The organism is Streptomyces sp. WG5 (assembly GCF_049974565.1).
In the GTDB taxonomy this organism is placed as follows: Bacteria; Actinomycetota; Actinomycetes; order Streptomycetales; family Streptomycetaceae; genus Streptomyces.
This window is the reverse complement of record NZ_JBNGGC010000010.1, coordinates 136789-151052: the sequence shown is the minus strand read 5'-3', so window position 1 is coordinate 151052 and position 14264 is coordinate 136789. Positions and strand designations below refer to the sequence as shown.

Annotated in this window: 13 protein-coding genes and 1 riboswitch; of the genes, 10 read left to right on the top strand and 3 right to left on the bottom strand. The window is 73.0% G+C overall.

The window, feature by feature from the left end; all coding sequences use genetic code 11:
- Positions 1-54: 54 nt before the first annotated feature.
- Genes ACP4IX_RS12920 through ACP4IX_RS12905 form a run of 4 tightly spaced genes read left to right on the top strand, consistent with a single transcriptional unit; the run spans position 55 to position 5621 of the window.
- Positions 55-1587 (top strand): GMC family oxidoreductase, encoded by a 1533-nt coding sequence (locus ACP4IX_RS12920; protein WP_426523193.1) that lies wholly within the window; start codon positions 55-57, stop codon positions 1585-1587.
- Positions 1584-2726, top strand: coding sequence for a quaternary amine ABC transporter ATP-binding protein (locus tag ACP4IX_RS12915; protein ID WP_426555551.1), 1143 nt, complete (start codon positions 1584-1586; stop codon positions 2724-2726). Before ACP4IX_RS12920 ends, ACP4IX_RS12915 begins: the two co-directional genes overlap by 4 nt.
- The gene (locus ACP4IX_RS12910) at positions 2726-4669 is read left to right on the top strand and encodes an ABC transporter permease (RefSeq protein ID WP_426555550.1); all 1944 of its coding nucleotides are present in this window, start codon (positions 2726-2728) and stop codon (positions 4667-4669) included. Before ACP4IX_RS12915 ends, ACP4IX_RS12910 begins: the two co-directional genes overlap by 1 nt.
- Position 4670: 1 nt before the next feature.
- Complete coding sequence (locus ACP4IX_RS12905) at positions 4671-5621, top strand: ABC transporter substrate-binding protein (protein WP_426555549.1); 951 nt, start codon at positions 4671-4673, stop codon at positions 5619-5621.
- 3 nt (positions 5622-5624) lie between these two features.
- Here ACP4IX_RS12905 and ACP4IX_RS12900 read toward each other — a convergent pair whose 3' ends face one another.
- Positions 5625-6377, bottom strand: coding sequence for an isocitrate lyase/PEP mutase family protein (locus ACP4IX_RS12900; RefSeq protein ID WP_426555548.1), 753 nt, complete (start codon positions 6375-6377; stop codon positions 5625-5627).
- Positions 6374-6886, bottom strand: a complete 513-nt coding sequence (locus ACP4IX_RS12895; protein ID WP_426523198.1) for a carboxymuconolactone decarboxylase family protein — start codon at positions 6884-6886, stop codon at positions 6374-6376. Before ACP4IX_RS12895 ends, ACP4IX_RS12900 begins: the two co-directional genes overlap by 4 nt.
- Positions 6887-6933: 47 nt before the next feature.
- Between ACP4IX_RS12895 and ACP4IX_RS12890 the strand changes: the two genes are divergently transcribed.
- The 6 genes from ACP4IX_RS12890 (at position 6934) to ACP4IX_RS12865 (ending at position 13454) form a co-directional block, all read left to right on the top strand.
- A complete protein-coding gene (locus tag ACP4IX_RS12890; protein ID WP_426555547.1) occupies positions 6934-8325 on the top strand; it encodes a PLP-dependent aminotransferase family protein in 1392 nt (463 codons plus the stop codon).
- Between the two features lie 76 nt (positions 8326-8401).
- A complete protein-coding gene (locus ACP4IX_RS12885; protein ID WP_426523200.1) occupies positions 8402-8731 on the top strand; it encodes a hypothetical protein in 330 nt (109 codons plus the stop codon).
- A gap of 8 nt (positions 8732-8739) precedes the next feature.
- Positions 8740-9924: a glutathionylspermidine synthase family protein gene (locus tag ACP4IX_RS12880; RefSeq protein WP_426555546.1), complete on the top strand. Its 1185-nt coding sequence runs from the start codon at positions 8740-8742 to the stop codon at positions 9922-9924.
- Positions 9925-10063: 139 nt separating this feature from the next.
- Positions 10064-10150: riboswitch (ZMP/ZTP riboswitch) on the top strand.
- 35 nt (positions 10151-10185) lie between these two features.
- Positions 10186-11631 carry a glycine hydroxymethyltransferase gene (locus ACP4IX_RS12875; RefSeq protein WP_426523202.1) on the top strand — a complete coding sequence of 482 codons (1446 nt, stop codon included), beginning with the start codon at positions 10186-10188 and terminating at the stop codon, positions 11629-11631.
- Between the two features lie 44 nt (positions 11632-11675).
- Positions 11676-12698 carry a tryptophan--tRNA ligase gene (gene trpS, locus ACP4IX_RS12870; protein ID WP_426523228.1) on the top strand — a complete coding sequence of 341 codons (1023 nt, stop codon included), beginning with the start codon at positions 11676-11678 and terminating at the stop codon, positions 12696-12698.
- 177 nt (positions 12699-12875) lie between these two features.
- Positions 12876-13454, top strand: a complete 579-nt coding sequence (locus tag ACP4IX_RS12865) for a 2'-5' RNA ligase family protein (protein ID WP_426523203.1) — start codon at positions 12876-12878, stop codon at positions 13452-13454.
- Positions 13455-13469: 15 nt separating this feature from the next.
- Here ACP4IX_RS12865 and ACP4IX_RS12860 read toward each other — a convergent pair whose 3' ends face one another.
- The gene (locus ACP4IX_RS12860) at positions 13470-14225 is read right to left on the bottom strand and encodes a decaprenylphospho-beta-D-erythro-pentofuranosid-2-ulose 2-reductase (RefSeq protein ID WP_426523204.1); all 756 of its coding nucleotides are present in this window, start codon (positions 14223-14225) and stop codon (positions 13470-13472) included.
- Positions 14226-14264: the final 39 nt, after the last annotated feature.

Sequence of the window (14264 nt, the reverse complement as noted above, 5' to 3'; positions counted from 1 at the left end):
CCACCCGGGCCCGCCCGCCCGGGCCCCCGTCCGCCCACCCTCTGGAGTACCCCCATGCCCGAGACCACCCACGTCTACGACTACGTCGTCATAGGCGGCGGCACCGCGGGATCGGTGATCGCCTCCCGCCTCACCGAGAACCCGGACGTCACCGTCGCCGTCATCGAGGGCGGACCCAGCGACGTCGGCCGCGACGACGTGCTGACCCTGCGCCGCTGGATGGGCCTGCTCGGCGGTGAGCTGGACTACGACTACCCCACCACCGAGCAGCCACGCGGCAATTCGCACATCCGGCACAGCCGCGCCCGGGTGCTCGGCGGCTGCTCCTCGCACAACACCCTCATCGCCTTCAAGCCGCTGCCGTCCGACTGGGACGAGTGGGAGGCCGCCGGTGCCAAGGGCTGGGGCGCGGTGCCGATGGAGGCGTACTACGCGCGTCTCAAGAACAACATCGTCCCGGTCGACGAGAAGGACCGGAACGCCATCGCCCGCGACTTCGTCGACGCCGCGCAGAAGGCGCTGGAGGTCCCCCGGATCGAGGGCTTCAACAAGAAGCCCTTCGCCGAGGGCGTCGGCTTCTTCGACCTGGCCTACCACCCCGAGAACAACAAGCGTTCGTCGGCGTCGGTGGCGTACCTGCACCCGGTGATGGACGAGCGCCCCAACCTCACGATCATGCTGGAGACCTGGGCGTACCGGCTCCAGCTCGACGGCACCCGCGCCGAGGGCGTCCACGTGCGCACCAAGGACGGCGAGGAGATCCTGGTCAAGGCCCGCAACGAGGTCGTCCTGTGCGCCGGCGCCGTCGACTCGCCCCGCCTGCTGCTGCACTCCGGCATCGGCCCCCGCGAGGACCTCGAGGCACTCGGCATACCCGTGGTGCTCGACCTGCCCGGTGTCGGCGAGAACCTGCTCGACCACCCCGAGTCGGTGATCGTGTGGGAGACCGACGGCCCCATCCCGGAGAACTCCGCGATGGACTCCGACGCCGGTCTGTTCGTGCGCCGCGACCCCGAACACGCGGGCCCCGACCTGATGTTCCACTTCTACCAGATCCCGTTCACGGACAACCCGGAGCGACTGGGCTACGAGCGGCCGGAGTTCGGCGTCTCCATGACCCCGAACATCCCCAAGCCGAAGAGCCGCGGCCGTCTCTACCTGACCAGCGCGGACCCGTCCGTGAAGCCCGCCCTGGACTTCCGCTACTTCACCGACGAGGACGACTACGACGGCCGCACCCTCGTCGACGGCATCAAGATCGCCCGTGAGATCGCCACGACCGAGCCGCTGGCCGGCTGGCTCAAGCGCGAGGTCTGCCCCGGCCCGGACGTCACCGGCGACGAGGAGCTGAGCGAGTACGCCCGCAAGGTCGCCCACACCGTCTACCACCCGGCGGGCACCTGCAAGATGGGCGCCGCCACCGACGGGACGGCCGTCGTCGACCCCGAGCTGCGCGTCCGCGGCCTGCAGGGCCTCCGCATCGCCGACGCCTCCGTCTTCCCGACGATGACCGCCGTGAACCCGATGATCGGCGTGCTCATGGTCGGGGAGCGCGCCGTCGAGCTGATCGGCGGTGATGCCCGATGAGCACCACCACCAGCGCCAGTACGCCGCCGGGTACCGACGGGCCGGACACTCCCGTCTTCTCCGTGGACGGCCTGTGGAAGGTCTTCGGACCGAAGGCCGCCCGGATCCCCGCCGACCCCGAGCTGGCCGCGCTGACCCCGGCCGAGCTGCGCTCGCGCACCGGCTGCACGGCCGCCGTGGCCGACGTCTCCTTCGACGTGCGCAAGGGCGAGGTCTTCGTCGTCATGGGCCTGTCCGGCTCCGGCAAGTCCACCCTCGTACGCTGCCTGACCCGCCTCATCGAGCCGACGGCCGGGTCCATCGCCATCGACGGCGAGGACGTCCGCGCCATGGACAAGTCCCGGCTGCGCGCACTGCGCCGCCACCGCGCCGCGATGGTCTTCCAGCACTTCGGCCTGCTCCCGCACCGCACGGTCCTCGACAACGTCGCCTACGGCCTGGAGGTCCAGGGCATGGGCCGCGCCGAGCGCCGCGAGCGGGCCGCCGCCGTCGTCGCCAAGGTCGGCCTGGAGGGCCTGGAGCACCGCCGCCCCGGTCAGCTCTCCGGCGGCCAGCGCCAGCGCGTCGGCCTCGCCCGCGCGCTCGCCGTCGACCCCGAGGTGCTGCTCTTCGACGAGCCGTTCAGCGCGCTCGACCCGCTGATCCGGCGGGACATGCAGGAGGAGGTCGTCCGGCTGCACCGCGAGGAGGGCCGCACGATGGTCTTCATCACCCACGACCTCCAGGAAGCCCTCAAGCTCGGCGACCGCATCGCCCTGATGCGCGACGGCCGGGTCGTGCAGCTCGGCACCCCGGAGGAGATCGTCGGCTCGCCCGCCGACGACTACGTCCGCGAGTTCGTCCGGGACGTGCCGCGCGAGCAGGTCCTCACCGTCCGTACGGCCATGCGCCCCGCGACCTCGTCCGACGAGGCGGGCACGGGCCCGGCCCTGCGCCCCGACGCCACCGTCTCGGAGGCCATCGAGGCGGTCGCGCGGGCGGGTTCGGCCGCCCGCGTCATGGACGACGGCCGCTGCCTGGGCGTGGTCGACGCGGACGCGCTGCTCGGTGTCGTCGCCGGCACGGCCGGGCCCGAGGAACGCCCCGAGGGGGCGGCCGTCCTCCCCGAGGAGGCGGAGCTGCCCAAGGAGGCGGTCTGATGGCGACGATCACCGCACCGGCCCGGACGACCGCCCCGCCGGGCCTCCTCACCCGCCCCGCCGCCCGCAAGCTCCTCACCCTCGCGGTGGCCGCCGCGGTCCTCGTCCCCCTCGCCGTCACCCAGTGGGGCGGCACCACCTGGCCGTCCGCCCTCACCGTCGACGTCTCCGAACCGCTCGGCAAGACCAGCGACTGGATCATCGACAACCGGGACAGCCACCCGCTGTTCCTCTACTTCTTCGGCCACGTCAGCAACGTCGTCGTCATCGCCGTACGCGCCGTCTACCTCGCCCTCCTCGCCGTCGGCTGGGCCGGGGTCACCGCGGTCGGCGCCCTGGTCGCCTGGCGCGTGGCCGGCGTGAAGCCGGCGCTCGGCACCGCCGTGGCGTTCCTGGCGTGCGGCCTGCTCGGCATGTGGGTGCCGACCATGCAGACCCTCGCCCTGATGGTCGTCGCCGTCCTCGCGTCGGTCGCCGTCGGCGCCCTGCTGGGCCTGGCCGCCGGCCTCTCCGACCGGATGGACCGCGTCCTGCGCCCGGTGCTCGACACCATGCAGGTGCTGCCCGCCTTCGCCTACCTCCTCCCCGTCGTCCTGGTCTTCGGCATCGGCGTCCCCGCCGCAGTCCTGGCCACCGTCGTCTACGCCGCCCCGCCCATGGCCCGGCTCACCGCCCTCGGCCTGCGCGGTGCCGACAAGGAGGTCCTCGAAGCCGTCGAGTCCCTCGGCACCACCGCCCGCCAGCGGCTGCTGACCGCCCGCGTCCCACTGGCCCGCAGGGAACTCCTCCTCGGTGTCAACCAGACGATCATGATGGCGCTCTCCATGGCCGTCATCGCCTCCGTCATCGGCGCCGGCGGCCTCGGCGACCGCGTCTACCAGGCGCTCGCCTCGGTCGACGTGGGCGCGGCCCTCGCGGCCGGCATCCCGATCGTGCTGCTCGCCGTCGTCCTGGACCGCGTGACCGGCGCGGCGGGGGAGCGGCTCGGCGAGTCCCGCACGTCCCCGCTGACCTGGCTGTACGTCGTGGCCGCCGCCGCGGCCGTCGCGGTCGCGGGACGGATCGCCGGCCTGCTCGACTGGCCCGACGGGTGGGAGGCGGACATCGCCGAGCCCGTCAACCGGGCCGTCGACTGGATGACCGCCCACCTCTACTCCGGCGTCCCCGTCGTCGGCGGCACCGCCGACTGGGCCGCGCACTTCACCAACGGGGTCCTCAACCCCCTCCGGGACGGCCTGCACTGGCTGCCCTGGTGGTCCGTACTCCTCGTCGTCGCCGCCCTGGCCTGGCTGATCGGCACCTGGCGCACCGCGCTCACCGCCGTCCTCGCCATGGCCGCGATCGGCGTGCTCGGCGTGTGGAAGCCGTCCCTGGACACGCTCTCCCAGGTCCTCGCGGCCGTCGCCGTGACGCTGGTCATCGGCTTCGCGACGGGCATCGCCGCCGCCCGCAGCGACCGCTTCGAGCGCCTGCTGCGGCCCGTGCTGGACGTCTTCCAGACGATGCCGCAGTTCGTGTACCTGATCCCGGTCGTCGCCCTCTTCGGCGTGGGCCGCGCCCCGGCCGTGGCCGCCGCGGTCGTCTACGCCCTCCCGGCCGTCGTCCGCATCACCGCACAGGGCCTGCGCCAGGTGGACCCGGCCGCCATGGAGTCGGCCCGCTCGCTCGGCGCCACCAGCGGCCAGCAGCTCCGCCAGGTCCAGCTCCCGCTGGCCCGCCCGGCCCTGCTGCTCGCCGTCAACCAGGGCGTCGTCCTGGTCCTCGCCGTCGTCATCATCGGCGGCCTGGTCGGCGGCGGCGCCCTCGGCTACCAGGTCGTCTTCGGCCTGGCGCAGGGCGACCTGGCGACCGGCCTGGTGGCCGGCGCGGCGATCGTCTGCCTCGGCCTGATGCTCGACCGGGTCACCCAGCCGACCGAACGCCGTACGAAGAAGGGAGCCTGAGATGTCACGCAGGCGGATCACGGCGGCCGTCGCCGTGCTGGCGCTGGCCACCGGCTGCGGCGCCGCCGACATGACCGAGCAGGCGTCCCCGTACGCGAACGCCCAGGGCGCCAGGACCGTCACCCTGTCCGTGCAGTCCTGGGTCGGCGCCCAGGCCAACGTGGCCGTCGCCCAGTACCTGCTGGAGCACGAGCTCGGCTACCGCGTCGACACCGTCCAGGTCGACGAGGTCCCCGCCTGGGACGCGCTCAGCCAGGGCCGCGTCGACGCCATCCTGGAGGACTGGGGCCACCCCGAGCAGGAGCAGCGCTACGTCGAGGACAAGAAGACCATCGCCCCCGGCGGCGACCTCGGCGTCACCGGGCACATCGGCTGGTTCGTCCCGACGTACTTCGCGAAGAAGCACCCGGACGTCACCGACTGGAAGAACCTCGACAAGTACGCCGAACTGCTGCGCACCGCGGAGAGCGGCGACAAGGGCCAGCTGATGGACGGCTCCCCGTCCTACGTCACCAACGACAAGGCCCTCGTCGAGAACCTGGACCTGGACTACCAGGTCGTCTTCGCCGGCTCCGAGGCCGCCCAGATCACCCAGATCAAGCAGTTCGCCAAGGAGAGGAAGCCCTTCCTGACCTACTGGTACACCCCCCAGTGGCTGTTCGAGAAGGTGCCGATGACGGAGGTGAAGCTGCCGCCGTACCAGGAGGGCTGCGACGCCGACCCGGCGAAGGTCGACTGCGCCTACCCGGTCACCCCGCTCCAGAAGTACCTCAACGCCGACTTCGCGGAGGACGGCGGCGACGCGGCTCAGTTCCTGAAGAACTTCGAGTGGACGACCGAGGACCAGAACCAGGTCTCCCTGATGATCGCCGAGCAGAAGATGCGGCCCGACGAGGCGGCGAAGAAGTGGGTGGACAGCCACGAGTCCGTCTGGAAGAAGTGGCTGCCCTGACCCTCACCCGGCCAGTTCCGCCGCGATCTCCCGCAGCACGCCCTCCGCGCGCCGCTGGAGCCCCGGCCCGAACGTGATCCGGGTGGCCCCGAGTTCGCCGAGCCTCCGCAGCTCGGCGGACGCGGGGCCCTCCCCGGGCCGCCCGCCGACGTTCACCGGCCCCTGGATGCCGGACCGCAGCAGCGGCAGTACGCCGTCGGGGGCGCCGATCGGATACACGCAGTCGGCACCCGCCGCGACGTACAGCGCGGCCCGCTCGATCGCCGAGCCCGGATCACCGACGCCCCTGACGAAGGTGTCGATCCGGGCGTTGACGAAGAGCCGGTCCCCGGCCGCCGCCCGCACCTCGGCCAGCCAGTCCGCGTGCTCCCGCGGGTCCTTGAGCACCCCGTCGGTGGAGTCCTCCAGGTTGCAGCCCACGGCGCCCGTCTCCAGCAGCCGCTCCACCAGCTCCTTCGGCGCCAGCCCGTACCCGTCCTCGACGTCCGCCGACACGGGCACGTCCACGGCCCGCACGATCCGCGCGACGGCCGCGAACATCTCGTCGGCGGGGGTCGCCCCGTCCTCGTACCCGAGGGACGCCGCCACGCCCGCGCTGGGCGTCGCCAGCGCCGGGAACCCGGCGTCCGCGAAGACCCGGGCACTCACCGCGTCCCAGGGGCCGGGGAGGACGAGCGGGTCGCCGGGCGCCCGGCCGTGGTGCAGGGCACGGAAACGCTCCGCTCCCGTCACCGGGGGCGTCGTGAGGCCCGTCATCCGTGCTGCCCCGGCGTGTAGTGGCCCGGCGCCAGCCGGCACGTCACGCCGAACCGGTTCCAGGCGTTGATCACCGTGATAGCGGCGATCAGGTGGGCCAGCTCCGTCTCGTCGAAGAGCTTGGCGGCCCTCCCGTACACGTCGTCCGGCACGAAGCCGTCCGTCAGCACGGTCACCGCCTCGGTCAGCTCGATCGCCGCGAGCTCCTTCTCCGTGTAGAAGTGCCGCGACTCCTCCCAGGCGCTGAGCTGCACGATCCGCTCCACGCTCTCGCCGGCCGCGAGCGCGTCCTTGGTGTGCATGTCCAGGCAGAAGGCGCAGTGGTTGAGCTGCGAGGCGCGGATCTTCACCAGTTCCTTCAGCTTCGGGTCCAGGCCCCGGCCCGCCGCCTTCTCCAGCCCGAGCATCGCCTTCCAGACCTCGGGGGCGTGCTTGGCCCACTCCAGCCGGGGGGCCTCCTCGGACGCGAAGGCGTCGGATGCCGCGGTGATGTCCTCGTTCGTCGTCATGCCCTCGAGACTAGGAGCCAGGCAGCCCACGGGTATGGTCCATTCCCATGGCGAAACCATGGGCCACTTTCGGTGTAGACCTGCATCTCGACCGGTCCGGACCCGGACTTCGCCGGGGCCTCACCGACGCCCTGCGCGACGCCGTCCGCGGCGGCCGGCTGGCCCCCGGCACCCGGCTGCCCTCCTCCCGGTCCCTCGCCGCCGACCTGGGCGTGGCCCGCAACACCGTGGCCGAGGTCTACGCCGACCTCGTCGCCGAGGGCTGGCTCGCAGCCCGCCAGGGCTCCGGCACCCGCGTCGCCGACCGCACCCCCGCCACCCCCGACGACCGTTCCGCACCCCACCGCCGGGAACCGGCCCGCCCCGCCTACGACCTGATCCCCGGCACCCCCGAACTCGCGTCGTTCCCCCGCGCCCAGTGGCTGCGCGCCGCCCGCCGCGCCCTGACCGCCGCCCCCGACCGGGCCCTCGGCTACGGCGACCCCCGAGGCCGGCCCGAACTGCGCACCGCGCTCGCCGGCTACCTCTCCCGCGCCCGCGGCGTACACGCCGACCCCGACCGCATCGTCGTCTGCGCCGGCTTCCTCGGCGGCCTGGGCGTACTCGCGGGCCTGCTGCGCCACCGGGGCACCCGCTCCGTGGCGGTCGAGTCCTACGGCCTGCCCCACCACCGCGGCCTGCTCGCCCGCGCGGGCCTCGCCACACCCCCGCTGCCCTTCGACGACCGCGGCACCCGGCCCCCCGACGACGGCCCGGCCGGCGCCCAGGCGGTCCTGCTCACCCCCTCCCACCAGTTCCCGATGGGCCTGCCCCTGCTCCCCGAGCGCCGCACGGCCCTGATCGACCGGGCCCGCCGCACCGGCGGACTGATCCTGGAGGACGACTACGACGGAGAGTTCCGCTACGACCGCCAGCCCGTCGGCGCCCTCCAGGGCCTCGACCCCGACCACGTCGTCTACCTCGGCACCGCCAGCAAGTCCCTCGCCCCCGGACTGCGCCTGGGCTGGCTGGTGCTGCCGCCGTCGCTCGTGGAGGACGCCATGGACTGCATGGCGGGCCGCACCCCGGGCGTCCTGGACCAGCTGACCCTCGCGGAGTTCCTCGCCTCCGGCGACTACGACCGGCACGTCCGCGCCGCCCGCCTGCGCTACCGGCGCCGCCGCGACGCCCTGGTCGCCGCCCTCGCCGAGCGCGCCCCCGAGGTGCGCGTCACCGGCATCGCCGCCGGACTGCACGCCGTCCTCCAACTGCCCCCCGGCACCGAGCAGCAGACCGTGCGGGCCGCCGCCTGGCACGGACTCGCCGTCCACGGCCTGTCCACCTTCCGGCACCCGGACGCCGCCGTCGCCCCGCTGGACGCCCTCGTCGTCGGCTACGGCACCCCGCCCGACCACGCCTGGGCGGGGGCCCTGGACGCGCTCTGCCGGGCGCTGCCGTAGAGTCCCCCGGCGACGGCCGTACACTCGATCGGCCCAACTGCCGTACCGGAAAGCGGACAACGGGGGAGAGACGGACATGGCGAAGACCCGGCGACGGCTGCGGTCGAGCACCGTGGTGCTCGGCGGCATGGGAGTGCTCGCGGCGGCCCTGAGCGCGTGCGGCTCGGACCCGGACCGCCGCTGCGTGGACCGCGACAGCTACGACTACATCAACGGCTACAAGGTCGTCGCCGACAAGAACTGCAAGTCGGGCAAGAAGACCGGCTCGAAGGCCGTGGGCGACGCCGACTGGTACTACGACGCCGACGTCAGCAACGGCTGGGCCGACTACGGCACCTTCAGCCGCGAGGAGGCCGTCGACCGCGGCGGCTTCGGCTGCTCGGGCTCCGGCAGCGGCGGCGGCTGAGCCCGGACATGGAACGCCGCACCACCGAGCCCCGCCCCGGCTGGCAGCAGACCGTGGAGGAGCAGGGCTGCATCTACCCGCTGACCCGCTACCCCGACGGCTCCCTGCGCCCCTACTGGGACGAGAGCGCCTACTACGTCTTCTCCCTCCCGGAGGTCGAGGCGCTGGAGGAGGCCGTCGAGGAACTCCACCGCATGTGCCTGGCGGCCGCCGAGCACATCGTCACCGCCGGCCGCTTCGCCGACCTCGGCATCACCGACCCGCGGGTGGTCGACGCGGTCACCGAGGCCTGGCAGCGCCGCGCCGAACTCCCCTCCGTCTACGCCCGCTTCGACCTGCGCTACGACGGCACGGGGCCCGCCAAGCTCCTGGAGTACAACGCGGACACCCCCACCTCCCTGGTGGAGGCCGCCTCCCCGCAGTGGTTCTGGATGGAGGAGCGCTTCCCCGGCGCCGACCAGTGGAACAGCCTCCACGAGCGCCTCGTCGACGCCTGGAAGAAGCAGGCCGCCCTCCTCCCGCCCGGCAGCCCGCTGTACTTCGCGAACTCCGAGGCCGACGAGCTGGGCGAGGACCTGATGACGGTCGCCTACCTCAAGGAGACCGCCGAGCAGGCCGGCCTGGAGACCGAGTGGATCTCCATGGAGGAGATCGGCTGGGACCGCCTGTCCGGGCGCTTCGTCGACGCCGGGCTCCGCTTCATCCGCAGCGTCTTCAAGCTCTACCCGTGGGAGTGGCTGACCACCGACCGCTTCGCCGACCACGTCCTGGACACCCTCGACAACGGCGGCGGAACCGGCACCACCCTGTGGATCGAGCCCGCCTGGAAGATGCTGCTCAGCAACAAGGCACTGCTGGCGGTCCTCTGGGAGCTGTACCCCGGCCACCCCAACCTCCTCCCGGCCTACCTCGACGGCCCGAGGGGGCTGGCCGGCACGACGGGCTACGTCGCCAAGCCCCTGCTGGGCCGCGAGGGCGCGGGCGTCACGGTCCACGAGGCCGGCGCCGCCCCCGTCGTACGGGACGAGCCCTGCTGCTACCAGGAACTGGCCCCCCTGCCCGACTTCGACGGCAACCGCGTGGTGCTGGGCGCGTGGGTGGTGGAGAACGAGTCGGCGGGCCTGGGCATCAGGGAGTCGTCGGGCCTGGTGACGGACGAGTACGCCCGCTTCCTGCCCCACGTGATCCTCTGAGGGGCATCCGGGAAGCGTCCCGGGGGCCGCGGGACCGCGCGACACGACGGCTCCGCCACGCGGGCGCGCCCGGCCACCGGGCGGACGCTCCCGCATGGTGGACGCCGGACCACGGCATCGCGGGCCGCCCGGTACGCTGACCGAGGGCCGTGACTGGCGCGCTGGGATGGGACCGACCATCGGGGAGCGGCCCGAGCAGCGAGTGCCGTGCGCCTGGGCCGTCCGTACCGTGAACGCCGAACACAACGTCCGGAGGTCCCCGTGTCCGCAGAGCTGTCCCCCGCATCCACCGCCTACCGCGCCGCCCTCGACGTGATCCGCACCGTCGAGCCGCGCGTCGCCGACGCCATCGGCCAGGAGGTCGCCGACCAGCGCGAGATGCTCAAGCTGATCGCCTCCGAGAACTACGCCTCCCCGGCCACCCTCCTGGCGATGGGCAACTGGTTCAGCGACAAGTACGCCGAGGGCACCGTCGGCCGCCGCTTCTACGCCGGCTGCCGCAACGTCGACACCGTCGAGTCGCTGGCCGCCGAGCACGCCCGCGAGCTCTTCGGCGCCCGCCACGCCTACGTCCAGCCGCACTCCGGCATCGACGCCAACCTCGTCGCCTTCTGGGCCGTCCTCGGCGCCCGCGTCGAGGTGCCCTTCCTGGAGAAGACCGGCGCCCGCCAGGTCAACGACCTGACCGACGCCGACTGGGCCGAGCTGCGCCGCGCCTTCGGCAACCAGCGCATGCTCGGCATGTCCCTGGACGCCGGCGGCCACCTCACCCACGGCTTCCGCCCGAACATCTCCGGCAAGATGTTCGACCAGCGCTCCTACGGCACCGACCCGGCCACCGGCCTCATCGACTACGAGGCCCTGCGCGCCACGGCCCGCGAGTTCAAGCCGCTGATCATTGTCGCCGGCTACTCCGCGTACCCCCGCCTGGTGAACTTCCGGATCATGCGCGAGATCGCCGACGAGGTCGGCGCCACCCTCATGGTCGACATGGCCCACTTCGCTGGCCTGGTCGCGGGCAAGGTCCTCACCGGCGACTTCGACCCGGTCCCGCACGCCCAGATCGTGACGACCACCACCCACAAGTCGCTGCGCGGCCCGCGCGGCGGCATGGTCCTGTGCGACGACTCCCTCAAGGACCAGGTCGACCGCGGCTGCCCGATGGTCCTCGGCGGCCCGCTCCCGCACGTCATGGCCGCCAAGGCCGTCGCCCTCGCCGAGGCCCGGCAGCCCGCCTTCCAGGACTACGCCCAGCGCATCGTCGACAACGCCCGCGCCCTCGCCGAGGGCCTCATGCGGCGCGGCGCCACCCTGGTCACCGGCGGCACGGACAACCACCTCAACCTGATCGACGTGGCGTCCTCCTACGGCCTCACCGGCCGCCAGGCCGAGACCGCCCTCCTCGACTCCGGCATCGTCACCAACCGCAACGCCATCCCCGCCGACCCGAACGGCGCCTGGTACACCTCCGGCATCCGCGTCGGCACCCCCGCGCTCACCACGCGCGGCCTGGGCACGGCGGAGATGGACGAGGTCGCGGGCCTCATCGACCGTGTCCTGACCACCACCGAGCCGGGCACCACCAAGTCGGGCGCCCCGTCGAAGGCCTCCCACGTCCTGGACGAGAAGGTGGCACAGGAGATCGCCCAGCGCGCCACGGACCTGGTGCGGGGCTTCCCCCTGTACCCGGAGATCGACCTGGGCTGACGGTCGCCGCCCGGGGGAACGAGCCGCCGGTGGGACCTGAGAGAATGGTGGGCATGGCGAATGACCGACCTCGTGTGCTCTCCGGGATCCAGCCCACCGCAGGCTCGTTCCACCTCGGCAACTACCTGGGCGCCGTCCGCCAGTGGGTGGCTCTCCAGGAGTCCCACGACGCGTTCTACATGGTCGTCGACCTGCACGCGATCACGGTCCCGCAGGACCCGAAGGAGCTGCGCGCCAACACCCGGCTCGCCGCCGCCCAGCTGCTGGCCGCCGGGCTCGACCCGGACCGCTGCACGCTCTTCGTCCAGAGCCACGTCCCCGAGCACGCCCAGCTCGCCTGGGTCATGAACTGCCTCACCGGCTTCGGCGAGGCGAGCCGCATGACCCAGTTCAAGGACAAGTCCGCCAAGCAGGGTGCCGACCGCGCCTCCGTCGGCCTGTTCACCTACCCGGTCCTCCAGGTCGCCGACATCCTGCTCTACCAGGCCGACGAGGTCCCCGTCGGCGAGGACCAGCGCCAGCACATCGAGCTGACCCGCGACCTGGCCGAGCGCTTCAACGGCCGCTTCGGCGAGGCCTTCACCGTTCCCTCCGCGTACATCCTCAAGGAGACGGCGAAGATCTACGACCTCCAGGACCCGACCGCCAAGATGAGCAAGTCGGCGGCCACCCCCAAGGGCCTGATCAACCTGCTCGACGAGCCGAAGACCACGGCGAAGAAGGTGAAGAGCGCCGTCACGGACACCGACACCGTGATCCGCTTCGACCGCGAGCACAAGCCCGGGGTCAGCAACCTGCTGTCGATCTACTCCACCCTCACCGGTGCGGCGATCCCGGAGCTGGAGCAGAAGTACGAGGGCAAGGGCTACGGCGCCCTGAAGACGGACCTCGCCGAGGTCGTCGTGGAGTTCGTCACCCCCTTCCGGGAGCGCACCCAGCAGTACCTGGACGACCCGGAGACGCTCGACACGATCCTGGCCAAGGGCGCGGAGAAGGCCCGCGCCGTCGCCACGGAGACCCTCTCCCGGGCGTACGACATGGTGGGTTTCCTGCCCGCCAAGCACTGACCCGCGGCAGCGCCCCGACCACTGCCCCAGCACCCCTCGTGCGCCCCGGCACGCCGCCGTAGCGCTGCACATCACTCCGGTTGCGCCTGCCCCGGGCACGGTCGTGGCCGTACAGTCGATATCCGGGTGTCCGACACAGCGACACACACCGAGTGACACGTGACGACAGGAGACGACGTGGGGACCGTAACGATCGGCGTGTCGATCGCGGTCCCGGAGCCTCACGGCAGCAAGCTCCAGCAGCTGCGCGCGGGCTTCGGCGACGCCGCGGCCCACGGCATCCCCACGCACGTCACCCTGCTGCCGCCGACCGAGGTCGACGGCGGCGCGCTGCCCGCGGTCGAGGCGCACCTGGCGGAGGTGGCGGCGCGCGGCCGGCCCTTCCCGATGCGGCTCTCCGGCACCGGGACCTTCCGCCCGCTGTCACCCGTGGTCTTCGTCCAGGTGGTCGAGGGCGCCGCGGCCTGCTCCTGGCTGCAGAGGCGCGTCCGGGACACCTCCGGGCCGGTGCCCCGCGAACTCCAGTTCCCGTACCACCCGCACGTCACCGTGGCGCACGGCATCGACGAAGCGGCGATGGACCGCGCCTTCGAGGAGCTGTCCGGCTACGAGGCCCAGTGGCCCTGCACCGGCTTCGCGCTCTACGAGCAGGGCGCCGACGGGGTGTGGCGCAAGCTCCGCGAGTTCCCCTTCGGCAGCACCACGGTGCCCCCGCAGGCGGGACGCGTGGAGAGCGGCTCCCTGCCGGTCCGGTAGGGAGCCCGCGGCGTCTCACACCGGCAGCCGCCGGAACACCGCCCGCGGAAGGTGCCGCAGCGCCGACATCACCACGCGCAGCGCGCCGGGCACCCACACCGTCTCCGAGCGGCGCCGCAGTCCCAGCTCGATCGCCGTGGCAACCGCCTCGGGCGTCGTGGCCAGCGGAGCCTCCTCCGTTCCGGCGGTCATCCGCGACCGCACGAACCCGGGGCGTACGACCATGACGTGCACGCCGGTGCCGTGCAGCGCGTCGCCGAGGCCCTGCGCGAAGGCGTCCAGGCCGGCCTTGCTGGAGCCGTAGATGAAGTTGGCGCGGCGGGCCCGCTCCCCGGCCACGGACGAGAGCACCACCAGGGAGCCGTGTCCCTGCGCCTGCAGCGCGCGGGCGCTCACCAGTCCGGCCGAGACCGCGCCGGTGTAGTTGGTCTGCACGACCCGCACGGCGTTCAGCGGCTCGCGTTCGTCGTGCGCCTGGTCGCCCAGCACGCCGAAGGCCAGCAGCACCAGGTCGATGTCGCCCTCGGCGAAGACCTTGCCGAGCACCGCCTCGTGGGACCCGGTCTCGAGCGCGTCGAAGGCGACGGTGCGCACCTCGGCGCCGAGGCCGCGCAGCTGCCCGGCCGCCGCGTCCAGGGCGGGGGAGGGGCGGCCGGCCAGCCACACGGTGCGGGTGCGGCGGGCCACCAGCCGGCGCGCGGTGGCGAGCGCGATCTCGGACGTACCGCCGAGGACGAGAAGGGACTGGGGGATGCCGAAGGCGTCCTTCACGACAGCTCCTGGAGGTTTGTGGGGAGGGGCCTGGAGGGG